The 21,346-nt window shown below is 73.3% G+C and carries 28 protein-coding genes; 16 read left to right on the top strand and 12 right to left on the bottom strand.

Annotated features, from left to right (window positions below; translation table 11 throughout):
* Nucleotides 1-55: 55 nt before the first annotated feature.
* Entirely contained in the window at nt 56-526 is a 471-nt protein-coding gene (locus ABEB09_RS15605) for a hypothetical protein (RefSeq protein ID WP_345690524.1), read from the top strand.
* 81 nt (nt 527-607) lie between these two features.
* Nucleotides 608-1,489, top strand: coding sequence for an SDR family oxidoreductase (locus tag ABEB09_RS15600; RefSeq protein ID WP_345690523.1), 882 nt, complete (start codon nt 608-610; stop codon nt 1,487-1,489).
* Nucleotides 1,490-1,493: 4 nt separating this feature from the next.
* Here the strand turns inward: ABEB09_RS15600 and ABEB09_RS15595 are convergent, their stop codons facing one another.
* Entirely contained in the window at nt 1,494-1,676 is a 183-nt protein-coding gene (locus ABEB09_RS15595) for a hypothetical protein (RefSeq protein ID WP_345690522.1), read from the bottom strand.
* Nucleotides 1,677-1,758: 82 nt separating this feature from the next.
* On the opposite strand from ABEB09_RS15595, the gene ABEB09_RS15590 reads away from it, so the two are divergent.
* From ABEB09_RS15590 to ABEB09_RS15575, 4 genes are all read left to right on the top strand, one after another.
* A complete protein-coding gene (locus tag ABEB09_RS15590) occupies nt 1,759-2,280 on the top strand; it encodes an FBP domain-containing protein (RefSeq protein WP_345690521.1) in 522 nt (173 codons plus the stop codon).
* On the top strand, nt 2,277-4,178 hold the full coding sequence (locus tag ABEB09_RS15585) for an alpha/beta hydrolase (RefSeq protein ID WP_345690520.1): 1,902 nt from the start codon (nt 2,277-2,279) through the stop codon (nt 4,176-4,178). Before ABEB09_RS15590 ends, ABEB09_RS15585 begins: the two co-directional genes overlap by 4 nt.
* 96 nt (nt 4,179-4,274) lie before the next feature.
* Nucleotides 4,275-5,456, top strand: coding sequence for a DUF418 domain-containing protein (locus ABEB09_RS15580; RefSeq protein ID WP_345690519.1), 1,182 nt, complete (start codon nt 4,275-4,277; stop codon nt 5,454-5,456).
* Between the two features lie 155 nt (nt 5,457-5,611).
* Nucleotides 5,612-6,013: a VOC family protein gene (locus tag ABEB09_RS15575; RefSeq protein WP_345690518.1), complete on the top strand. Its 402-nt coding sequence runs from the start codon at nt 5,612-5,614 to the stop codon at nt 6,011-6,013.
* Nucleotides 6,014-6,023: 10 nt separating this feature from the next.
* On the opposite strand, the gene ABEB09_RS15570 is transcribed toward ABEB09_RS15575, so the two are convergent.
* Nucleotides 6,024-7,388 (bottom strand): D-alanyl-D-alanine carboxypeptidase family protein, encoded by a 1,365-nt coding sequence (locus ABEB09_RS15570; RefSeq protein WP_345690517.1) that lies wholly within the window; start codon nt 7,386-7,388, stop codon nt 6,024-6,026.
* Between the two features lie 190 nt (nt 7,389-7,578).
* On the opposite strand from ABEB09_RS15570, the gene kdpF reads away from it, so the two are divergent.
* Nucleotides 7,579-7,668 (top strand): K(+)-transporting ATPase subunit F, encoded by a 90-nt coding sequence (gene kdpF / locus ABEB09_RS15565; protein WP_345690516.1) that lies wholly within the window; start codon nt 7,579-7,581, stop codon nt 7,666-7,668.
* A gap of 133 nt (nt 7,669-7,801) precedes the next feature.
* On the top strand, nt 7,802-8,596 hold the full coding sequence (locus ABEB09_RS15560; protein ID WP_345690515.1) for a mechanosensitive ion channel family protein: 795 nt from the start codon (nt 7,802-7,804) through the stop codon (nt 8,594-8,596).
* 535 nt (nt 8,597-9,131) lie between these two features.
* On the opposite strand, the gene ABEB09_RS15555 is transcribed toward ABEB09_RS15560, so the two are convergent.
* Nucleotides 9,132-9,452, bottom strand: coding sequence for a DUF6401 family natural product biosynthesis protein (locus ABEB09_RS15555; protein ID WP_345690514.1), 321 nt, complete (start codon nt 9,450-9,452; stop codon nt 9,132-9,134).
* A gap of 167 nt (nt 9,453-9,619) precedes the next feature.
* Between ABEB09_RS15555 and ABEB09_RS15550 the strand changes: the two genes are divergently transcribed.
* Nucleotides 9,620-9,982 carry an SsgA family sporulation/cell division regulator gene (locus tag ABEB09_RS15550; RefSeq protein WP_345690513.1) on the top strand — a complete coding sequence of 121 codons (363 nt, stop codon included), beginning with the start codon at nt 9,620-9,622 and terminating at the stop codon, nt 9,980-9,982.
* A gap of 15 nt (nt 9,983-9,997) precedes the next feature.
* Here the strand turns inward: ABEB09_RS15550 and ABEB09_RS15545 are convergent, their stop codons facing one another.
* The gene (locus tag ABEB09_RS15545; protein ID WP_345690512.1) at nt 9,998-10,411 is read right to left on the bottom strand and encodes a four-helix bundle copper-binding protein; all 414 of its coding nucleotides are present in this window, start codon (nt 10,409-10,411) and stop codon (nt 9,998-10,000) included.
* Between the two features lie 128 nt (nt 10,412-10,539).
* Between ABEB09_RS15545 and crcB (ABEB09_RS15540) the strand changes: the two genes are divergently transcribed.
* From crcB (ABEB09_RS15540) to crcB (ABEB09_RS15530), 3 genes are read left to right on the top strand one after another with little or no spacing between them, the layout of a single operon-like run.
* On the top strand, nt 10,540-10,989 hold the full coding sequence (gene crcB / locus ABEB09_RS15540) for a fluoride efflux transporter CrcB (RefSeq protein ID WP_345690511.1): 450 nt from the start codon (nt 10,540-10,542) through the stop codon (nt 10,987-10,989).
* Nucleotides 10,986-11,375 (top strand): DUF190 domain-containing protein, encoded by a 390-nt coding sequence (locus ABEB09_RS15535; protein ID WP_345690510.1) that lies wholly within the window; start codon nt 10,986-10,988, stop codon nt 11,373-11,375. The genes crcB (ABEB09_RS15540) and ABEB09_RS15535 overlap by 4 nt, the downstream gene beginning before the upstream one ends.
* On the top strand, nt 11,372-11,731 hold the full coding sequence (crcB, locus tag ABEB09_RS15530) for a fluoride efflux transporter CrcB (protein ID WP_345690509.1): 360 nt from the start codon (nt 11,372-11,374) through the stop codon (nt 11,729-11,731). The genes ABEB09_RS15535 and crcB (ABEB09_RS15530) overlap by 4 nt, the downstream gene beginning before the upstream one ends.
* A 39-nt stretch (nt 11,732-11,770) precedes the next feature.
* On the opposite strand, the gene ABEB09_RS15525 is transcribed toward crcB (ABEB09_RS15530), so the two are convergent.
* From ABEB09_RS15525 to ABEB09_RS15515, 3 genes are all read right to left on the bottom strand, one after another.
* Nucleotides 11,771-12,508, bottom strand: a complete 738-nt coding sequence (locus ABEB09_RS15525; protein WP_345690508.1) for a DJ-1/PfpI family protein — start codon at nt 12,506-12,508, stop codon at nt 11,771-11,773.
* Nucleotides 12,509-12,644: 136 nt separating this feature from the next.
* Complete coding sequence (locus ABEB09_RS15520) at nt 12,645-13,274, bottom strand: DJ-1/PfpI family protein (RefSeq protein ID WP_345690507.1); 630 nt, start codon at nt 13,272-13,274, stop codon at nt 12,645-12,647.
* 309 nt (nt 13,275-13,583) lie between these two features.
* A complete protein-coding gene (locus ABEB09_RS15515) occupies nt 13,584-14,573 on the bottom strand; it encodes a GlxA family transcriptional regulator (RefSeq protein ID WP_345690506.1) in 990 nt (329 codons plus the stop codon).
* Nucleotides 14,574-14,670: 97 nt separating this feature from the next.
* Here ABEB09_RS15515 and ABEB09_RS15510 point away from each other — a divergent pair, with 97 nt between their 5' ends.
* Nucleotides 14,671-15,054: a VOC family protein gene (locus ABEB09_RS15510; RefSeq protein WP_345690505.1), complete on the top strand. Its 384-nt coding sequence runs from the start codon at nt 14,671-14,673 to the stop codon at nt 15,052-15,054.
* A 52-nt stretch (nt 15,055-15,106) separates the two neighbouring features.
* Nucleotides 15,107-15,544 carry a GNAT family N-acetyltransferase gene (locus ABEB09_RS15505; RefSeq protein ID WP_345690504.1) on the top strand — a complete coding sequence of 146 codons (438 nt, stop codon included), beginning with the start codon at nt 15,107-15,109 and terminating at the stop codon, nt 15,542-15,544.
* Nucleotides 15,545-15,615: 71 nt separating this feature from the next.
* Here the strand turns inward: ABEB09_RS15505 and ABEB09_RS15500 are convergent, their stop codons facing one another.
* From ABEB09_RS15500 to ABEB09_RS15480, 5 genes are all read right to left on the bottom strand, one after another.
* Nucleotides 15,616-16,260, bottom strand: a complete 645-nt coding sequence (locus tag ABEB09_RS15500; protein ID WP_345690503.1) for a maltokinase N-terminal cap-like domain-containing protein — start codon at nt 16,258-16,260, stop codon at nt 15,616-15,618.
* A 61-nt stretch (nt 16,261-16,321) separates the two neighbouring features.
* Entirely contained in the window at nt 16,322-16,927 is a 606-nt protein-coding gene (locus tag ABEB09_RS15495) for a phosphatase PAP2 family protein (protein ID WP_345690502.1), read from the bottom strand.
* Nucleotides 16,924-18,201: an MAB_1171c family putative transporter gene (locus ABEB09_RS15490; protein WP_345690501.1), complete on the bottom strand. Its 1,278-nt coding sequence runs from the start codon at nt 18,199-18,201 to the stop codon at nt 16,924-16,926. The genes ABEB09_RS15495 and ABEB09_RS15490 overlap by 4 nt, the downstream gene beginning before the upstream one ends.
* A gap of 84 nt (nt 18,202-18,285) precedes the next feature.
* Complete coding sequence (locus ABEB09_RS15485; protein WP_345690500.1) at nt 18,286-18,840, bottom strand: toxin; 555 nt, start codon at nt 18,838-18,840, stop codon at nt 18,286-18,288.
* A gap of 78 nt (nt 18,841-18,918) precedes the next feature.
* Complete coding sequence (locus tag ABEB09_RS15480; protein ID WP_345690499.1) at nt 18,919-19,365, bottom strand: hypothetical protein; 447 nt, start codon at nt 19,363-19,365, stop codon at nt 18,919-18,921.
* A 366-nt stretch (nt 19,366-19,731) separates the two neighbouring features.
* On the opposite strand from ABEB09_RS15480, the gene ABEB09_RS15475 reads away from it, so the two are divergent.
* Nucleotides 19,732-20,166, top strand: a complete 435-nt coding sequence (locus ABEB09_RS15475; protein ID WP_345690498.1) for a BlaI/MecI/CopY family transcriptional regulator — start codon at nt 19,732-19,734, stop codon at nt 20,164-20,166.
* A gap of 250 nt (nt 20,167-20,416) precedes the next feature.
* On the top strand, nt 20,417-21,337 hold the full coding sequence (gene htpX / locus ABEB09_RS15470) for a zinc metalloprotease HtpX (RefSeq protein WP_345690497.1): 921 nt from the start codon (nt 20,417-20,419) through the stop codon (nt 21,335-21,337).
* The last annotated feature ends 9 nt before the right edge of the window (nt 21,338-21,346 follow it).

Raw genomic sequence — 21,346 nt, 5'->3', positions numbered from 1 at the left:
GCGATCATGACGGCCCATCGCGGGCCGCGGCACGCGCGGCAGGCAGGAGAGACCAGTGCGGTACGTCGAACTCGAGGCGCGGGTAGGTGAACTGACGGGCGTCATCAGCCCCGCGCGCTACCTCGAGCGCCTGCCCGAGCTGGTCCGGGACCTGCCCGCCGGTGCCCGCGCCTTCGCCGAAGACCCGGCGCACTACAGCTTCGGCGGCAAGCGCTGCACGAAGGACCTGGTGCTGCAGCGGCTCGGTCTGCCCGGCGGCGACCGTCCGGACGTCGAGGCCTTCTTCCGGCACAACTGCTGGAAGCACGACGAGGATCTCGTGATCCGTTACGCGGACGTCGCGGAGGTCCGGGTCGACATTCCCCACCCTGATGTGCTCGCCGGGCTCGGGACCGTCATCCTCGACGAGGTGCTTCCCCACCCGCACGGCTGTTCCCACGAAGTGGCCCTGCGGCCCGGCACGCTGTACGTCGTCTGCCGGGATCTGACCGCCACGTGGGTTCAGGCGGACTGCCCCGACACGTGAGCGCGGGCCGGCGGCACCGCCCGTGCCCCGGTCGGACCGGCTCCGCGTGCCGGACGGACGGTGGCGGCGGAGACTGCGGGCATGAGCCCGAGCCCAGGAGTCGTCGCCGTCACCGGGGCCAGTGGGCGTGTCGGGCGGCGGGTCGTCGACCGCCTGGTGGCGGGTGGCGTGGCCGTACGGCAGGTGGGGCGGGACCCGGCGCGGATCCCGGACGTCCCGGGGGCGGTGAAGGCACCGGGAGCCGAGTACGGGGACCGAGAGGCCATGTGCGCCGCGCTGGAGGGCGCCGACACCCTGTTCCTCGTGTCCGCGCACGAGTGGCCCGGGCGGGTGGAGGAGCACCGGTCCGCTGTCGACGCGGCCATCTCGGCCGGAGTGGAGCGGATCGTCTATCTGTCCTTCCAGGGCGCCGCGCCCGACGCCACGTTCACCTTCGCCCGCGACCACTGGCACACCGAGCAGTACGTGCGCGCCCACGACGGCCTCGCGCACACCTTCCTGCGGGACAGCTGGTACCTCGCCGCCATCCCCGCGATGACCGGGCGTGACGGCGTCGTCCGGGGTCCCGCCGGCAACGGCCGGGTCGCCGCCGTCGGCCATGCGGACATCGCCGATGTCGCCGCCGTGGTGCTGCTGGACGCCCCGGCGCACGACGGGGCGACCTACGACGTGACCGGGCCCGTCGCGTTCACCCTCGCCGAGGCCGCCGAGGAGATGTCCCGCGCCACCGGGCGGACCATCCGCTACCTGCCGGAGACCAGGGCCGAGGCGTACGCGTCGCGCGCCCACTACGGGGCCCCGGAGTGGGAGGTCAGAGGATGGGTCACCTCGTACGAGGCCATGGCCCGCGGTGAGCTGGGCGCGGTCTCCGACACCGTACGACGGCTGACGGGACACGCGCCCATGTCACTGCGGGAGTTCCTGGCGAAGCACCCGAGGAGCTACGCCCACCTGATGGAGTAGCGCTTCAGTCCTCACCCCGCACGATGTTCCAGTCCTGCGCCGCGGGGTCCTCCGGCTCTCTGTCCGTACGTGCGGGCCTGCAGGTGCGGACGCGGCCCTGGATCTCCCGGGCCAGCGAGATCGGCTGGCTGGAGGTGGTCGCCTTGGCGCCACCACCGGTGTTCGGAGTCGCTGATTGTGTACTCATGGCCACCGAGTACCCACAGAGTGCGAATCAAACGGGAAAAATCGGATGACATATGCGGGCGGCCTCCGTACGGTCCCCTCACGTGGAACCTCTCACCGAGAAACAGATACGCGCCTCCTTCGTGAACTGCACCAAGGGGGAGGCCGCCCGCCTCAAGCTCCCGGCCGACTTCGGTGAACTGCCCTGGGAGGACCTCGACTTCCTGGGCTGGCGCGACCCCGGCGCCCCGCTGCGCGCCCATCTCGTCCTGCCGCCCGACGCACCGGGCGAGGCCCCGGTCGGGATCAGCCTGCGCGTGCCGGAGAAGTCCCGTACGAGCGCCGTGAAGTCCAGCCTGTGCCGGATCTGCCTCACCGGGCACGCCTCGTCGGGCGTCGCGCTGTTCGCCGCGCCGCGCGCCGGCGCCGCCGGGCGGGACGGCAACACCGTCGGCCTGTACATCTGCGCCGACCTGGCGTGCCCGCTCTACGTGCGGGGCAAGCGGCAGCCCGCCCTGCGGTCCGCGCGGTACGAGGAGTCGCTGAACCTGGAGGAGAGGATCGACCGGATGCGGACCAACCTGTTCGCGTTCGTCGAGAGCGTCCGGCTACCGTTCGGCGCATGAGTGCCGGGGGGCGGGCCGCCGGGCAGCCGGCGAGCTCCGGCGATCGGCTGGGGCACGGCGTGGCCGGGGCGTACGGGGCCCTCGGACGCGCCGCCGGCACCGCCCTGCTGCACGCCGGCGGGCCGCGCCTCGCCCGCCAGGGGCGCGCCGCCCTGAAGGCCCTCACCGGGTTCGCCGCCCGCCCCTACCGCGACCCCGCCGACCCCCGCCGGGTCGTCCGCCGCTGGCCCGATCTGACCGCCCTGTGCGTCGCCACCTTCTTCTTCTGGCTGTCGCTGACGCCCTCGCTCGTCCCGCGCCCGTGGATCCTCCAGGGCGTCATCGGCGGAATCACCGCCGCCATCGGGTACGCGGTCGGCGCCACCCTCGCCGGCCTCGCCCGCGCCCTCGTGCCGTGGCGGCCCCGGGCCTCCGTGCGGCAGGCCGTACGAGTGCGGTGCTGGCAGGCGTACTGGGTGCTGGGCCCCGTCCTGGCCGGCCTGCTCATCTCCGAGAGCGCCGACATGCAGCGCAGGCTGCGCCGGTTACAGGGCCTGCCGCCCGCGCTGACCTGGCACACCATGATGATCGCGCTGATCGCGGTCGCCCTGTGCGCGCTGCTCCTGGTCGTCGCCCGGCTCGTACGCCTGGGGGCGCGGCGGCTGATCCGGGCGCTCGGCGGCTGGCTCCCGCGCCCGGTCGCCGTCTCCACGGGGCTGGTCCTGACCGCGCTGATCGTCACCGTCGGGGTCCGCGACGTCGTCTTCGACCGGGGCGTCGTCGACATCGCCGACCGGATCGCCGAGACCACCAACCGCGGCACCAAGGACGGCGTACGGCGCCCCTCGTCCCGGTACGTCTCCGGCGGCCCCGGCTCGCTGGTGCGCTGGCAGGACCTGGGCTACCAGGGCCGCAACTTCACCGGCACCGTGCCCACCCGCCGCCAGATAGCGGCGTTCACGGGCCGCCCCGCCAAGGACCCCGTCCGCGTCTACATCAGCTCCCAGCTGCCGCGGGCGTTCCCCGGCCGCACCGACGAGAACGAGCCGTTCCGCGCACAGGCCCGGCTCGCCGTCCGCGAACTGGAACGCACCGGAGCGTTCACCCGCAGGGTGCTGGCCGTCGCGGGCACGACCGGCAGCGGCTGGATCGACTCCAACGTGGCCCAGTCGCTGGAGTACCTGCACGGCGGCGACACCGCGATCGTCGCCGTCCAGTACTCGTACCTCCCCTCCTGGCTGTCCTTCCTCGTCGACGAGGAGAAGGCCGGCCGCGCGACCCGCGCCCTCGTCGACGCCGTACGCGCCCGGGTCTCCGCCCTGCCGCAGGCCGCGCGCCCCAAGCTGGTCGTCACGGGCGAGAGCCTCGGCGCGTACGCCGTCGAGGCGTCCTTCGACGGCCTGGACGACCTGCTGGCCTCCACCGACGGCGGGCTGCTGCTGGGCACCCCCAACTTCTCGCCGATCTCCGGGGAGGTGCGCGGCGGCCGCGACCCGGGCAGCCCGGTGTGGCGCCCGCAGTACGACGACGGGCGGCACGTGCGGGTCGCCCAGTTCGCCGCGACCGACCTGCGCCGGCCGGCCGGGAAGCCGTGGGACTTCCCGCGCCTGGTGTACCTGCAGAACGCCTCCGACCCCATCGTGTGGTGGTCCACCGACCTGCTCTTCGAACGGCCCGAGTGGATGGACGATCCCCTCGGCCCCGACATCACCACCGAGATCAACTGGTTCCCGTTCGTGGCCTTCTGGCAGACGACCGTCGACATGGCCGTCAGCTACGGCGTACAGGCGCCGCACGGCCACCGCTACGGCGCGGGCCCGGTGGACGGATGGGCGGCGGTCGTGCCCCCGGAGGGGTGGACGGAACAGGACACGCGGCGGCTCAGGGTGTACATCGCGGGCCGCAGGACCCCGTACTGACCGACGACCCCCGCGCGCCCACTACATCCTTCGATGCAGGGGCGGTTCGTCACCCGTCACGACGAAACGGCGGATCGCCGCTCCGACGATGGGGACATGACGGACACCATGGTCTCGAACGGGGGCGCGGCCACGGCCACGGGCAAGGGCCGGCTGCCGCTCCTCGACATCCTGCGCGGCGCCGCGATCCTCGGCACGCTCATGACGAACGTCTGGGTCTTCACCGGGCCCGGAGCCGAATGGGGCGTCCTCCAGGGCGAGTTGTCCCCGTCGTTCGGCTCGTTCCCCGACGCGGCCGAGAGCGTGTTCCGGCTGCTCGCCGACGGCAAGTTCCTGTCGATGCTGACCATCCTGTTCGGGGTGGGCCTGGCCATCCAGTACGGGTCGGCCGAGCGGCGCGGACAGCCGTGGCCCGGCCGGTACCGGTGGCGGGCGCTGTTCCTGTTCGCGGAGGGCACGGTGCACTTCGTGCTGGTCTTCGCCTGGGACGTGCTGATGGGCTACGCCGTGACCGCGCTGCTCGTGGCCTGGCTGCTCACCCGCTCCCTGCGGGCCCAGCGCCGGGCCATGGCCTGGGCGGCCGGTGTCCACCTGACCCTCATGGGGCTGCTGACGGCCGCGTTGGTCCTCGCCGCGGACTCCGGGGACGGCGGCGGCGTCTCGCCCGAGGTGCGCGACCTGTACGCGCACGGCAGCTGGGGCGACCAGATCGCCTTCCGGCTGGAGAACGCGATCGCGCTGCGCCTGGAGCCGGTCCTGTCGTTCGGGCTACTGGTGTTCCTGTTCCTGCTGGGCGTACGGCTCTTCCGCGCGGGCGCGTTCGGCGCGGACGCCACGGCGCGGCGCCTCCGGTCCCGCATGCTGGCCTGGGGCCTGGGCCTCGGCGTGCCGCTGAACGTGGCGGTGGCCGTGGCGGGCGGCGACTGGTTCCTGCTGGGCCGGTACGTGGCGGCCCCGCTGGTCGCGGTCGGCTACATGGGGCTGATCGGCGCGCTCGTGGACCGCGTGCGGCGGCCCGGGCCGCTGATGGGGGCGCTCACCTCGGTGGGCCGGACCGCCCTGTCGGGCTACGTCCTGCAGAACCTGCTGTGCGTGCTCGTCGCGTACGGCTTCGGCCTGGGCCTGGCGGCGCGGCTGGGCGACGCGTGGCGGCCGTGGTGGGTGATGGGCCTGTGGGCCGCGGTCTCCGCGGTGCTCCTGATCGGCTCGACGCTGTGGCTGCGCCGCTTCTCGACGGGCCCGCTGGAGGCCGTACAGCGGTGGGCGCTGCGGAGGTGAGGGCGGCGGTCCGCCAGGGGTCGCATGGTTGTCCGAAAACCGCTCGACGGATCGCGGACGATCTTCTTAGGCTCGAGGTACGGCATCGCGTGTCGGTCACCGACCGGGTGAGGCATGGAGGTGCCCGTGAGATTGCCTTACGGAGGCATTCCACCGTGTCAGTAGAGCTCAACCACACCATCATCGCCGCCAAGGACCGTCGCGAGTCCGCCGAGTTCCTCGCCCACATCCTGGGCCTGGAGGTCGGGCCGGAGATGGGGCCCTTCCTCCCCGTGCAGACCGCCAACGGCGTCACCCTCGACTTCGCGACGGTGCCGCCCGAGCACATCACCACCCAGCACTACGCGTTCCTGATCTCCGAGCCCGAGTTCGACGAGGCCTTCGACAAGATCAAGAAGCTGGGGATCACCTACTGGGCCGACCCGCACCAGAAGCGGCCCGGTGAGATCAACCGCAACGACGGCGGGCGTGGCGTGTACTTCATGGACCCGTCCGGGCAGGCCATGGAGATCATCACCCGCCCGTACGGGAGCGGCGAGCCCGAGCCCGCGTCGTAACCGCGCCGGCTCAGCGCAGGGCCCGCCGCCGCGCCCACCACATGGTGGCGGCGGCCAGGCACGCCGAGCCGATCACCAGCAGGGGCAGGACCGCGCTCGGCGCCTCGTCCCCGGCTCCGGCGGCGCCCGCCGCCACCGGGCCGGGGGCGGGTGCCGCCGGGCCGCCGCCCTCGCCGTGCGCCCCGGCCCGCGGCGAGGCCGCGGCACTCGCCATCGCCTTCGCCTTCGCGGGGGTCTTCGTCGATGGGGAGCCGACGGGTACGGGCGTGCTGCTCGCCGAGCCACGCGGCCCGGCCGAGCCGCGTGGCCCCGCCTGTGCCGCCGGCTCCGCCGCGCCGGACGGGGCGGCGGCCGTCGCGGCCAGTGGCGGGGGCGGCAACAGCGACCCCACCGGCTGCGCCTTCGCGCCGGGCCCGAAGCCCCAGTCGAGCAGCTCCCTGGCCTCCTCGTACACCGCGTGCGCACCGCCCCGGCGCGGGTCCATCACGGACACGACGAGCGTCCGGTCGCCCCGGCGGGCGGCGGCGATGAGGGTGTGACCGGCGTTGCTGGTGTAGCCGTTCTTGACGCCGATGATCCCCGGGTAGCGGGAGACCCCGTCGTCGCCCGTGAGCAGCCGGTTGGTGTTGCGGATGCCGTACGCCCAGCCCCCCGCCGGGAATTCGGCGTAGGGCAGTGCGCAGTAGCGCGCGAAGTCCGGGTTCCGCAGCCCCGCCCGGCCGAAGACCGCCAGGTCGTACGCCGACGAGACCTGGCCCTCGGCGTCGTACCCGTCCGGCGACACCACGCGGGTGTCGAGCGCCCCGAGCGAGCGGGCCGTGGCCTCCATCCGGCGGGCGGTCGCGGCCCAGCCGCCGTTCATCCCGGCGAGGACGCGCACCGCGTCGTTCCCGGAGTGCAGGAACACCCCGCGCCACAGGTCCGCCACGCGGTACGTGACGTCCTCCTTCACACCGACCAGGCTGCTGCCCGAGCCGATCCCGTTCAGCTCCTTCTCGGTCACCGTGTGCCGGGTGCTCTGCGACAGCCGGGGCAGCACGGTCAGTGCGAACAGCGCCTTCAGCGTCGAGGCGGGCGGCAGTCTGCGGTGGGCGTTGTACGCGGCCAGCACATCACCCGACACGGCGTCGGCCACCAGCCACGAGCGTGCCGAAAGCTCCGGCGGCCGCGCCACGCCCGGCGGCAGGCGCACCTGCGTGCCGGGCCGGTGCAGCAGCGCCGGGTCGACCCGCGGGGACGGCCGGGGCGGCATGGGCTCACCGGGACGCGGGGCGGCGGCCGCGGCCTGCGACATGACGAGCAGCGGCAGCAGCATGAACAGCAGCAGGAAGGCGGTCGCGCCGGCCGCCATCCGGGCCGAAGAACTGACGATCATTCAGCCACGGTAGGGAGGGGACGGCCGGTTCGCAGAGCGGTGTGCGCCGACCGGCCTACGCGGACGCGTACGGGTTACGCCAAGAGGGCGGCGCGCGTCGTCAGGGAGGCGTCAAGGGGCCGGGCTCCCCGGCGTCGGCGCGGCAGAGTGGCCGGGCGGGGACACTTCCCCCTCCCTTCCTCCAGGAGGTGTGATGACCGAGACCGTCGTCGGCATCGTCGTGGCCGTCGCCCTGGTCGGCTACCTCGCCCTCGCGGTGACGTACCCGGACCGCTTCTGAACCCCCGTACACCCGCCGTGTGTCATCCGTATGGCGGTCGCCGGGGCGGCCGGGGCGGGCGGGGTGCGCACCCGGCTGATATCCACGAAGGAGTAAAGCGTCCGCGGGGGGCTTCTCGAGTGGAGGGCCACTCATGTCCCAGCACGTCACGACCGCCACCGCCCTGGCGGTGGACTTTCAGCAGGGCATATCCGACGCCTGGTCGAAGGTCGCCCAGTTCGTACCGAAGTTCGTGGCCTTCCTGGTCATCCTGGCCATCGGCTGGTTCGTGTCGAAGCTGATCGCCAAGGCGCTGGACCGGGTCCTGAGGCGGGTCGGGTTCGAACGCCTCAGTGAACGCGCGGGCTCGTCCCGGATGCTGCAGAACTCCAAGTACGACGCCACCGGGATCATCAGCAAGGTCGTCTACTACGCGCTGCTGCTGGTGACCCTGCAGCTGGCGTTCGGCGTGTTCGGGCCCAACCCGATCAGCAACATGATCAACGGCATCGTCGCCTGGCTGCCGAGGGCCATCGTGGCCCTGGTCCTGGTGGTCGTCGCGATGGCCATCGCCAACGCCGTCCGCGGCATCGTGCAGGGCGTCCTGTCGGGCGTCTCGTACGGGCGGACCGTGGCCACGGTCGTCTGGGGCGTGATCGTCGCCCTGGGCGTGATCGCCGCGCTGGGACAGGCCGGGATCGCCACGGCCGTCACGCAGCCGGTGCTGTACGCGGTGCTCGCGGCGGCGGCCGGCATTCTGATCGTCGGCGTCGGCGGCGGGGCGATCGTGCCGATGCGGCAGCGGATGGAGCGCTGGCTGAGTGCGGCCGAGTCGGAGTCGGCGCGGGCCCGCACCGGGGCCTCCGCGTACATGGCGGGGCGGGAGGACGCGATGGCGCAGCAGCGGGAGCAGGAACGGGAACGCCGGGGCGGCGTGGACCCCATGTGACCCGCGCGGGCCGCGCCTCCGGCTCCCGGAGCCTGGGGAACGCCTGTCCGACGGGACCGGCCCCCCCCACCGGCGGTGAGCCGCCCACGGGCGGGCGGTCCCACCCACCCCACCCCCACCGGGGGAGAGCCGCCCACGCACGTAACGGGGGTGGACCGGGGGTCGCGCGCGCAGGATTGGCGGTGCTGGGACGTTTCGCTGTCGTGGCCCCGAGCGAGCCAATCTGAGCACGTGACCCCCGGGCCGCCACCGGACTCCCCACCGTCGTGGTGCGCGCCGGGGGTGGGCCCTCAGGCCGGGTGGCCGTTCCGTCGTTGTGCCCACCCGTTCCTCCCCCAAGGACTACGTCCAGGGGGGACCCCCATGCGGAACGACTGCCCACAACGACGAAACGGCGGCACCACCACGCCAGCCCACAACGACGGACCGGCGGCACCGGCGACGCCGGCCCACAACGGCGGAACGGCGCGACAGCGCCACAGCGAGAACCGCGGCGCAAGCCACGGCGGAACGGCGGTGGCGGACGTGTCGGCGGCTATGCCGCGTTCAGGAGGCCGTGTTCGTGGATCAGCCAGCAGATGGCTGTGAGGCGGCAGACCGCGTAGTCGTGGCCCGGCGGTTCCTCCCAGCCCGTTTCCGCGAGGGCGTCCAGGAAGCCGAGGGCGTAGTCCGACAGGGCGTCGTGGGCGGGCGGGTGGGGGATCAGCCCCGGCCCGCCACCGGCCCCGATCCGCTCCCGCAGCGCGGCGACGTGCTGGTCCACCGCCGCGACGAAGCCGGGCTCGAAGGCGAACTCGGCGAAGCGCGGCGCGTAGGTCGCGGCGATCTCGGAGAGAGGAGAGTGGGGCGCGGGCATCCGCCCACGTTAGGCGGAGGGAGGGTCGTGTGGTGAGCCCCGAAAGGGGATATGCGACTGATTTCACTCCTGCTCGGGCGAACAGGATAGGCCGCGCTCCTGCGGGGCACTGGGGGAAGCGGACACCGGCCCGCCCGTACCCCGGGCCCCGATCTTGGAGGGATGCCATGAGCACGGTCCTGCACGACAAGCTCTTCATGCGCCTCGACGACCTGCCGGTGCTGGCTCATATGACGTACGACGCGTCGGCCGACCCGTACGCGGTGACGGTGGCGTTCACGGACGGCACCTTCGTCTACGCGGAGTGGCGGCTGGACCGGGGCATGCTGCGGGACGGCATGCGGCGGCCGGTGGGCGAGGGCGACGTACGGGTACGGCCCGGGGTGCACATCGAGCTGTGCGGACAGGCGGACTTCACGGTGGCGGAGGACTCGCTCCAGCGGTTCCTGGAGCGGACGTACGAGATGGTGCCGGAGGGCGAGGAGCGGGTGGACATGGACGCCCTGGTGGCCCGGCTCCTCGCTGGTTGACCTCCCGGTGACGGGCTACCCGAGCGAGCCCATCAGGTCGTTGCACGCCTGCTCGCAGCGGCGGCAGGCTTCGGCGCAGACGCGGCAGTGCTCGTGCCGCTCGGCGTGGCGCTCGCACTCGTCGGCGCAGGTGGAGCAGGCGAGGGCGCAGGCCCGGAGCATGGCGCGGGTGAGGTTCGCGTCGTAGCCGGTGTGGCGGGACAGCACCGCCGCCGTGGTCTGGCAGATGTCGGCGCAGTCCAGGTCGGTGCGCACGCACTTGGCGAGTTCGCCGATGTGCTCCTCGGACAGACACGCGTCGGCGCAGGCGCTGCACGCCTGGGCGCAGGACACGCACTCCTCGATGCAGCGCACGAGCGCGTCGCGGTCGACGCGGCCGAGGTCGGCGGGGTAGCTGCGCAGCATGTCGCCGACAACCATGGATGTCATGGGATTCGCCTCCTGTGATCGCTGTTCGTCGATCCCTGTTCGTCCTGTTTGTCCCGTTGTTCCGTTCTGTGGGTTTCTCGCCGGGCCGGGTACACCGCAGAGGGAGCGGCAAACTAGGCTCCGGAGCCATGACGACGTCGCACGGTGCCGGGACCGCGCTGCGGGAGTGGCCCGTGATCGGCGCGGTCGCGGCGGGCGGCGCGCTGGGGGCCGCGGCCCGGTACGGGGTGTCGCTGGCGTGGCCCGCCGCTCCGGACGCGTTCCCGTGGGCGATCCTGTGGATCAACGCGGTCGGCTGCGCGCTGATCGGCGTGCTGATGGCGGTGCTCGACGAGGCGCGGCGCCCGCACCGGCTGCTGCGCCCCTTCGTCGGTACGGGCGTGCTCGGCGGCTTCACCACCTTCTCGACGTACGCCGTGGACGTGCACCGTCTGGTGGACCGGGGCGAGGCGCGGACGGCCGTCGCGTACCTGGCGGGCACCCTGGTGGTGGCGCTGGCGGCGGTCGCGCTGGCGGCCGGGGCGACGCGCCGGGTGCTGGAGCGGCGGAGCGGTACGAGAGGACGGCCCGGACGATGACGGACGACGACCGCGCGAGGACGGACGACGAGACGGCGGCGAGGCCCGCCGCGGGGCGGGGGCTGCGGCTGACGGTGTTCGTCGGCGAGTCCGACCAGTGGCACCACCGGCCGCTGTACGCGGAGATCGTGCACCGCGCGCACGAGGCGGGCCTGGCCGGGGCGAGCGTGTTCCGGGGCGTCGAGGGATTCGGCGCGTCGTCGCTGATCCACACGTCCAGGCTGCTGTCGCTGAGCGAGGACCTGCCGGTGGCGGTGGTGATCGTGGACGAGGAGGCGCGGGTCCGGGGCTTCCTGCCGCAGCTGGACGAGCTGGTGGGGGAGGGCCTGGTGACCCTCGACGACTGCGAGGTCATCCGCTTCCGGGGCAGGAGGACCCCCGGGTGACCTGGCTCCTCGTCCTGGCGGGCGGCGCCGTCGGCGCGCCCCTGCGGTACCTGACGGACCGCGCCGTGCAGGCCCGCCACGACACCGTCTTCCCGTGGGGCACGCTCACGGTCAACCTGCTGGGCTCGCTGGTCCTCGGCGTGCTGACGGGCGCCGCGGTGTCGGCGCCCGCGTACGCGCTGCTCGGCACGGGGCTGTGCGGCGCGCTCACCACGTACTCGACGTTCTCGTACGAGACCCTGCGCCTCGCCCGCTCGGGATCGCGGGGCCTCGCCGCCGCCAACGTCGTCGTGACGACGGCGGTGTCGCTGGGCGCGGTGTACCTGGGCGTGGCGGTGGGGCGGGCGGTCGGCTGACTGCCCCGGGCCCGGCCGACCGCCGTCATCCGGCCCGCGTCAGCGTGTGCGCGGCGTGCGTGTCCAGACGGTGCCGCGTGCCTCGTACTCCAGGGCGGTCTCGGCCTTGAGCGCGGTCTCGGGGCCCAGTTCGCGGCGGGCCATCCACAGGCCCAGCTCCAGGCCCGAGGTGATGCCGCCGGCGGTGACGAGGTCGCCGTCGTCGACCACGCGGGCGTCCTTCAGGATCCCGCCCTGCGCCTCCAGGTCGGGGCGGGCCAGGTGGTGGGTGGTGCAGGGGCGGTCGCGGGTGATCCCGGCGGCGGACAGCAGCATGGCGCCGGTGCACACCGAGGTGATCGTCAGGCCCTCGCGGGGTGCGGCGGCGAGGGCGCGGGGCAGGGTGCCGCGCGCGATCTCGGCCCGTACGCCGGGGGCGTCGGGGCGCTGGTAGCCGCCGCCCGGCACGACGAGGACGTCCGCCTCGTGCGGCGCCCAGCGCCGGCGCACCCGGATCTCGGTGCCGTAGGCGGCGTGGACGGTGCCGGGGCCGGTGGCGGTGACGTACTGGACGTCGACCGGGCGGGAGCCGACCCGGCCTGCGAGGGAGAACACCTCGTACGGGGCGGCGAAGTCGAGCTCCTCGACGCCGTCGAAGAGGACGACGTGAACGCGTAATGCCCGCTGCGCCGGTGTCGCGGTGCCGGTCGCGGCTGTCGCGGTGCCGATGCCGGTCGCGGCGAGAGTGGCGGCGCCGACCGTGGTGGCGGCGGTACGGAGGACGTCTCGGCGGTCCATCGGGGTACTTCCCTTCGGTTCAGTGAGGTACGAATCGGTGCGGTACGAAGGCCGCCACCGCGAGCCGGCGGCGGTGGTGGCGGACCAGGTGGTGCCGACGCGACCAGCCAGGCGGCTCCCGGGGCGCCCGGCCCGCCTACGCGTCGACGGGCAGCCCGTTGCGGCGGAAGCCCGCCACCACGTCGGCCGGGGCCTTGTCGGGGGAGCCCGCGTCGTACGGCGGCCGGGGGTCGTACTCGATCATCAGCTGGACGGCCTGCGCGTGGGCGTCCCCGGCGATGCGCCCGACGAGGGCGAGCCCGAGGTCGATGCCGGCGGACACGCCGGCGCCCGTGACGTACTTGCCGTCGAAGACGACCCGCTCGCCGGTCGCCTCGGCGCCGAAGCGCGGCAGGTGCTCCAGGGCCAGCCAGTGCGTGGCGGCCCGGCGGCCCTCGAGCAGGCCGGCGGCGCCGAGCAGCAGCGATCCGGTGCACACGGAGACGGTCCAGGTGGAGGTGGCGTCGACGGCCCGCAGCCAGTCGAGGACCGCCTGGTTCCTGAGGTTCGGGTGGCCGCTCCCGGGGACGACGACGATGTCGGGCCGGCGGACTTCGTCCAGGCACTTCGCGGCGACGAGGGACAGGACCCGGTTGTCGTCGAGGACGGGCCCGGCCTGCTCGGCGACGAAGACGGTCTCGGCACCGGGGAGGGCGCTGAGGGTCTGGTAGGGGCCTATGGCGTCGAGGGCGGTGAACTCGTCGTAGAGGAGGATGGCGATCTGCATGCGCGTGCGGTCCTTTCGGATGGCGGGGCGGTCGGGCGCGGTCGAGGTGCGGGCGCGTCCGTGGCGGGTCGGGCAGGCGTGGGCGACGCGCGGGCGCGGCTGATGGCTGGTCGGGCAGGTGCGGGGCTCGCGCGGGCGCGGTTCGTGGCTGGGCGGGCAGGTGGGGGCGAGGTGCGGTCACGGCTGATGGCTGGTCGGTCAGGTGTGGGGGTCGCGCGGGCGCGGTTCGTGGCTGGGCGGGCAGGTGGGGGCGAGGTGCGGTCCTGGCTCATGCCTGGGTGGGCAGGCACGGGCGACGTACGGAGAGACTCATGGCTGGACGGCGGTGACGCGGAAGCGGCGGCGGTACTCGGCGGGCGCGGAACCGAGGGCCTTGACGAAGGCGCGGCGCATGGCCTCGGGGGTGCCGTATCCGCAGGAGCGGGAGATCTCCTCGACGCTGTCGGAGGTGTCCTCCAGCAGTCGGCGGGCGTGTTCGAGGCGTACGCGGTCGACGTAGCGGCCGGGTGTCGTGCCGGTCTCGGAGCGGAAGGCGCGCGCGAAGTGCCGGGGTGAGAGCCGGGCGCGTTCGGCGAGGGCGGTGACGGACAGGTCGGCGTCGGGGTGTTCGCTGATCCAGCGCTGGACGTCGCGCAGGGGCTCGCGCTGTGCGGTCTGCGCGGACAGTTGGGCGCTGAACTGGGCCTGGTTGCCGGGGCGGCGCAGGAACACGACGAGGTGCCGGGCGACGGTGAGGGCGATGTCGCGGCCGAGGTCCTCCTCGACGAGCGCGAGGGCGAGGTCGATGCCGGCGGTGACGCCGGCGGAGGTGGCGACGTGGCCGTCCCGTACGTAGATGGGGTCGGGGTCGACGTCGACGCAGGGGTAGTCGCGGGCGAGCTTCGGGGCGAAGGCCCAGTGGGTGGTGGCGCGTCGCCCGTCGAGGAGTCCGGCCTCGGCGAGGACGAGGGCGCCGGTGCAGACGGAGACCAGTCGCTCGGCCCGGCCGCCGTGGACGCGCAGCCACTCGACGAGCCGCCGGTCGCCGGCCCTGGTGCCGGGGCCGCCGGGCACGAGGAGGGTGTGCGGGGTCTCCACGTCGGCGAGGGCGAGGTCGGGCGTGATCCTGATCCCGCTCGACGTCCGTACGGCCCGCCCGTCGGGGGACGCGGTGCGGACCCGGTAGCGGCCGGGGTCGCCGGCGGCATGACCGGCGCCGGTGAACACCTCGACGGGCCCGGTCACATCGAGGCTCTGGACGTCGTCGAAGACGACGACGAGCACGTCCTTACCGCTCGCGTGGAGACGCTGCCGTGTCATGCGCTCGATTCTTCAAGCGGCTCCGGATGTCCGCAATGACGAATAACCCACCTTTGCTGCCACGCACTTGGCGTGCCGGGCCTGCGAGGATCGCCGCATGCCACAGATCAAGGACATCGTCATCGACTGCGAGGACCCGGAACGCCTGGCGGAATTCTGGGCGGAGGTCCTCGGCAGGAGCGTGGCCGCCCGCATCGGCCCCTACGTCTTCCTCACCCGCGAGGAGGGCCCCGGCCTGGCCTTCCAGAAGTCGACCACCCCGAAGACGGGCAAGAACCGCGTCCACTTCGACGTCTCCGCCCCGGACCCGGCGGCGGAACGGTCCCGCATCGAATCCCTGGGCGGCCACCGCCTCGACACCTACACCGCAGGCGGCTTCCTGGTCATGGCCGACCCGGAGGGCAACGAGTTCTGCGTCATCCCGGAGGGCCCCTTCGACGTGGACGACGAGGGACGGGCGGGGTATTTGGCCGGAGCCTGAGGGGGCCCGTAGCGCAGCTGGGCGGGCCAATGGCCTGTGCGAGCATGGCCGCGTGATCGACATACGCTTGCTGGGGCCCGGGGATCGTGCGCGGTGGGAAGTGCTGGCGCGTGGCTACAAGGCGTTCTACCGGACCGAGGTCGCCGACGACGGGTACGAGGAGACGTGGCGGCGGATCCTGGACGGGCGCGAGGTGCGGGCCTTCGGGGCCTGGGCCGACGAGGAGTTGGTGGGCATCGCGCACTATCTCTTCCACGCGACGGTGTGGGATGCCGGCGGCTGTTATCTCCAGGACCTTTTCGTCGACGAGGCCGCGCGCGGGCGGGGTGTGGCGCGGGCGCTGATCGAGCGGGTGGCCGACGCTGCGCGGGAGCGGGGTGCGTCCCGCTTGTACTGGACGACCAAGGAGGACAACGCCCCTGCGCGTGCTCTGTACGACCAAGTGGCCCGATTCCACGGGTTCGTTCGCTACGACTACCCGATGGGCTGACCGGAGGGAATCCGTCGAACGCCCCCGAGGTCGGCGGCGGCCGTGTCCGGCCGCCGCCCGGTGCGCGGGGATCAGCGCGTTGTCGGGTGCAGGGTCACGAACGCAGATCGGGTCTCCGTGCCCGCCTCGGGCGTCCAGCCCGCTGTGACGTGGCCCTGGGCGGCCTCTGCCGGCTGTGTGGTGGCGGTCAGGGCGCGGTGGATGTGCAAGGTTGCCTTCTCCAGGGTGATGCGGGTGCCGGCCTCGTCGTGGTGGACGGTCCACGTGCCCGGGTCCGCCGGTACGGCGGCCGTCTCCGCGCTCGCCGTGACCGTCTCGTCCGGGGTGTCGGTCAGGCTCTGGGCCTGGGGTACGGCGTCGCCCCGCAGGAGGGCCAGGAGCTGGGTGACCAGGACCGGGTCGTGCGTGCCGTCGTAGATCCAGCGCGTCCCCAGCACCCCGTGCTCCGACGTGCCGATCAGGCCCTGCTCGGCGCCCTCCAGGGGTGCGCCCCGGTACGTCATCGGCACGAGGTGGGCGACGGGGGCCCCGTCCCGGTCGTCCGCGACCACCATGAACTCGATCCCCACCTCGCCCTCCGGGTCGTCGAGCCGGAAACCGCCCGCATTGGTCGGCGCCGGTGCCTCGGGGCCCGCGTACCAGGGCTGCGCGGGCAGCCAGGACGCCAGCAGTTCCAGCTTGGTCGGGGTCATGGTGGTGTGGTGGATGACAGCCATGTTCGTGTGCAACGTTCGCTTGGGGCGGGCTTCTTCCCTCGCGCGTAAGGGAGTTCGCCGCTCAGACGAACAGGAACGCCGTCGCCGTCGCCGCGCCCAGCGACGCTCCCGCGACCGTCTGGGCCGTGGTGTGGTACCCGAGGGCCACGCGCGACCAGCACACCGCGATCGTCATCCCGTACGCGAGCAGCCACCACGGCGCGTGCGCGGCGGCCAGGAGGGCGACCACCGACGAGGCGACCGCCGCGTCCACCGAGATCTTCCACACCGTGTTGACGGTGAGCAGGCCGACCGTCATCACCCACAGCGCCAGCATCGCCGCGAGGATGCCGGCCGGGGCGCCGCCCAGGACCATCACCAGGGAACCCGTACCGATGGAGCCCAGGATCACGAAGAAGATCGGGGCGCGCTTCGTGCGGTCCACGACGTGCCGGTCGCCCCACTTGCCGCGGCCCCGCTCCCACTCGATGTAGCCCGCCGGGACGATGCCTGCGCACAGGGCGCCGAGGAGGCCCCAGGGCAGACCGGTCCAGTCGCCCGCGGTGGCCAGGCCGATGGCCAGCATGCCGACCAGGAGGACGTTGCGGGGCTGGAAGACGTCCGTGACCCGGCGCGCCACCACCTGGGTGGGGGCGGCTTCCTGAGCAGTCGTGTCGGTCGCCGTCATGCCGTCGGGCCCTTCGAGGCCGTGCCGGATGCCGATCCGGGTGCCGCGTCCGCACCCGCCGCCGTCACCGTCAGCAGCGCCCTCGCCGCCTCCTCCGGCACCGACCTGTACGCCGCCGCGACGCGTACCAGCCACGCCACCTCGTCGTCCTGGTCCGTGGCGTGCCGGGTGTCGAACGCCGCCGCCGGGCCCGCTTCCGCGCCCGCCGCCTTCGCCGCCAGGGCGGCCTTGATCCAGTAGGCGTCGGCCGACGCGCCGGCCGAGCCGGCGGCTTCCCGGGCCGCGGGCAGCAGGGTGTGCGGGACGTAGTGGCGCAGCTTCTCCACGGCGTCCGCGATGTCCGCCGCCCACCGGTCGACGCGCAGGTCGGCCGGGGTGTCGAAGCGGGTCAGCTCCCGTACGAGGGAGGCGGGCGGGGCGAACGGCTGGTCCGGGAACGCGGTCATCAGCTCCCGCCACAGCGGGTGCAGCGCGACCTGCGCCCGCCACAGCCGCACCCGGCGCCAGCCCTTGCTGAACGCCGGGATGGACGCGCCGATCGCGAACAGCGCGAACAGGACGACCTGCGCGGCCTCCGTCGCCTTGTCGAAGGTCTCCGCGAAGGAGTGGGTCGGCTCGGTGACGACACTGATCCACAGGAACAGCGTCCGGCTGAGCGTGTAGCCGACGCCGATGAACATCGCCGCCGTCATCATGCCGAGGCCGATCCGCAGGTGCCGCAGCGCCGCGTCGGCCGTGGCCAGCATCCACTGGTAGGCGCAGACGGCGGACGCGGCTCCCAAGTACGTGTAGAACACGGTCATGTAGAGCGTGGCGCCCCACTGGCCCGCGTGGTCGGAGACGAACCGGTCCGAGGGGACCGACCGGTCCACCACCGTGAAGAACAGGACGGTCAGCAGGATCAGCGTCGCCACGGACGCCTTGGCCGCGACCTGCTGCACGAGCCGCGCGAACCGCACGTGGCGGGGCACGGCGCCGCCCTCCGGGTACGTGCCGTAGATGGCGACGATGTAGGACAGGATCGCCAGGATGGCGACGGTGGCCGTGTAGTGCTTGATGAGGACGGCGAGGTCGACCACCGGGCTGTTGTTGAGGCTGGTGCGGACGATCGGTGTCTTCGTCCACAGCGCGGCGGCGAAGCCCGCGTAGCAGCCCCACAGGGCCCGGCGGCGTTTGTCCTCCTCGTCGCCCCACAGCGCGGCCGGCATCCGCCACAGCGCCACTGCCGTCATCAGACCGGCTATGAGGTAGTCGGCCAGGTCCAGGGGAGTCACGGGAATCCTCGGGGGTCGGGGGGTGGTGGGGGGTGGGGGGCGCACGCGTGGCGATCGGGGGGCGACGGCCGGGCGTGCGGGGCTCTACGTGCGGCGGAACAGGCCTCTGCGTTTGTGGGCGACCGGTCTGGACAGCGAGTTCGCCAGCCGTCCCACCATGTCGTCGCTCGCGACGTCCCGTGCCATCCGGGGGATGAGGGAGGCGCCGAACTCCGCGACGCGCTCGTCGTGCGTGTCGTACTGCGCGCGGGCCTGGATCGTCGTGCCGGAGGCGACGACCCGGTTGATGAGCGAGGTGTCGAAGACCGGCAGGAGGCGGCGCAGCTGTTCGGCGTCGAGGCTCGTGCCGTGGTCGAACCACTCGTGGCACAGCTCGTGCAGGATGACGTGCTGCGTCTGGTACGTCGTGGGGCGCTTGCGGTACAGGACGAAGCTGGTGTCGCCGGACTTCAGGCGCAGTCCGCAGGCGGCGTTGACGCGGGCCAGCCGGTCGGGGAGCGCCTGCAGGACGATCCTGCGGCCGCGGGCGGCCTCCATGTTCGCGACCAGCGCGGGGATGCTGAAGGGGGCGGGGATGGGGAGGTCGGCCAGGCCCGCTTCGCACTCTTTGCGCAGTGCACGCATGGACCGCTCGGACATGGGGACCTCTTGATCGGAGTCACGCGGGCTGTGACCTGCGATCGGCGAGTTTAGCCAACCGGCGTGAACGTGTGCCCGTCAGTCGCTCGGGTCTTCGTCCCCCGGCCGGTCCCGTTTGGCGTCCTCCAGCAGGGACAGCGCGAACTCCAGCAGTTCCGCGGGGAGTCCGTCGTCGTCGACGCCGCGGCCAGCCAGGCCGCTGATCTCGCCCGTACGGCGCTTCGCGAGGAACTGCAGCCCGGCGACGACGTCGTCGACGACCTCCGACTCCTCCTTGAAGAACCGCCAGTCGACGCCGAAGCCGAGCCCCAGCGCCTTGAGGATCTCCTCGGACGGCTGGGTCACCTTCCCGGCGAGGATGTTGGAGAAATAGCTGTGCGACAGCGAACCGCCGCGCTCCTTGACCAGGTCGGCGAAGGCCCGGCCCGAGACCCGCTGGCCCGGGAAGGTCTTCTCCACCATGTACGCGACCTTCTGCTGGAGCGTTCTCAGCTCAGGCGCGGTGTGCTCTCCGCCGTTGTCCATCCCCGGTCCCCACGTTCGCGTTCGCGTCCGCCGCTCCTGCGCGGTCAACGGGCTCGTACTGTACCGACCCTTCCCCTGCCCCGGCCGGACGGCCTTCGGACGGGCTTCGGGCGGCCTTCGGGCGGAGCGGGCTTGCGTAAACACTCTACGTCACTGTTAACTCGAAAAAACACGGACAGGGGGCCACGAGGGGAGTCCCTTGTCCGTGCCGGACTCTGCCCGGGTGCAAACGGCCTGCAAAGCCGCGACGGCCGGGCAAATGGTGCAGCCCTTCGCGACGGGGGATACGCGAAGGGCTGCACCCGCAGTATGGCACCCCGGCCGCCGGGGTGGGCAGAGGGGCGCGTCCGCGGGAGGAAACACGGGATGACGGACGGGACCGGGGGCGGCCCGCCCCACCCGCGCAGGCGCGGCCAGGGCGAGCTGGAGGCGCAGGTGCTCGCCGCGCTGCGCCGGGCGCCCGGCCCGGTGAACGCCGGATGGGTGCGGGAGCGCCTGGGGGGCGGACTGGCGTACACCACCGTCATCACGATCCTGACCCGCCTGTACGCCAAGGGGGTCGTCGGCCGGGAGCGTTCCGGCCGGTCCTTCGTGTGGGCGCCGGTCGCGGACGAGGCCGGGCTCGCCGCGCTGCGGATGCGCCGGGTCCTGGAGGCGGAGGTGGACCGGGAGGCCGTTCTGGCGCGCTTCGCCGCAGCGCTGACGCCGGGCGACGCGCGGCTGCTTCGCGACCTCCTCGACCGGGCCGAGGGCGGCCGGCCGGCGGGCGGCGAGGGTGACGCGGGCGACGCGGACGGCTGACGTGCCGGTCCGCGGGCGGACCCGCGGGCGGGCGTCGACGACGGACGTGCCGGTCCGGGCCGAGGGGGTGGCGGCCCGGACCGGCGCCGCTTCTACATTGCCGTAGAACGGCCGGGGATCCGAGTGCGCGCGCGAATCCGGCCGAAAACCTCTCCCGGCGCGGGCGGCCCCGCCGGGGCCGGGCCCGGAATTCCGTCGGGACAAAACGGGCACAATCGAGGTGAGGGGGGCCTGAGGAGGGAGGCGGGCCATGTCCGCTGAGCGGTCGCGGTCCCACTCGCGCTATGTCGCCGACCGGGGTCTCACCACCCGGATGGTCACGACGATGTTCCTGATCGGGCTGCTGTACGTGGTCTTCGTCGGGACCCTGCTCGCCTTCCTGCGCGGCTCCTGGCCGGTCGTCCTGCTGATCGCCGGCGGGCTGTTCGTCGCCCAGTTCTGGTTCAGCGACCGGATCGCCGCGTACAGCATGGGCGCCCGCGAGGTGACCCCCGAACAGGCGCCCGAGCTGCACGGCGCCGTCGACCGGATCTGTGCGCTCGCCGACATGCCGAAGCCCCGCGTCGCCATCGCCGAGACCGACGTGCCGAACGCCTTCGCCACCGGGCGCAGCCAGGACACCGCCCTCGTCTGCGCCACGACGGGGCTGCTGAGGCGCCTGGAGCCGGAGGAGCTGGAGGGCGTGCTCGCCCACGAGCTGTCGCACGTCGCCCACCGGGACGTCGTCGTGATGACGATCGCCGCGTTCCTCGGGGTCCTGGCCGGTGTCATGGCCCGGGTCGCGCTGTGGGGCGGCTTCGGCCGCGGCGGCCACCGGGACGGCGGGGCGGCCGTCGCCGTCCTGCTCATCCCGGTGATCAGCGCCGTCGTGTACGTCATCAGCTTCCTGCTGACCAGGCTGCTGTCCCGGTACCGCGAGCTGTCCGCCGACCGGGCCGCCGCCCTCCTCACCGGCCGCCCGTCGGCGCTGGCCTCCGCGCTGACCAAGGTGACCGGGCAGATGGGCCAGATCCCCACGCGGGACCTGCGGAGGGCGGAGCCGTACAACGCCTTCTGGTTCGCGCCCGCCTTCTCCTCCAAGGAGAGCATCGGCCGGCTGCTCTCCTCGCACCCGCCGCTCGAACGGCGGCTGGACCAGCTGGCCCGCCTGTCCGCCCAGCTCGGCCGGTAGGAGGGCGGC

This window comes from Streptomyces coeruleoprunus, from assembly GCF_039542925.1.
GTDB classification, from domain to species: Bacteria; Actinomycetota; Actinomycetes; order Streptomycetales; family Streptomycetaceae; genus Streptomyces; species Streptomyces coeruleoprunus.
The sequence above is the reverse complement of the archived record's forward strand: the minus strand, read 5'-3'. Positions and strand labels throughout refer to the sequence as shown.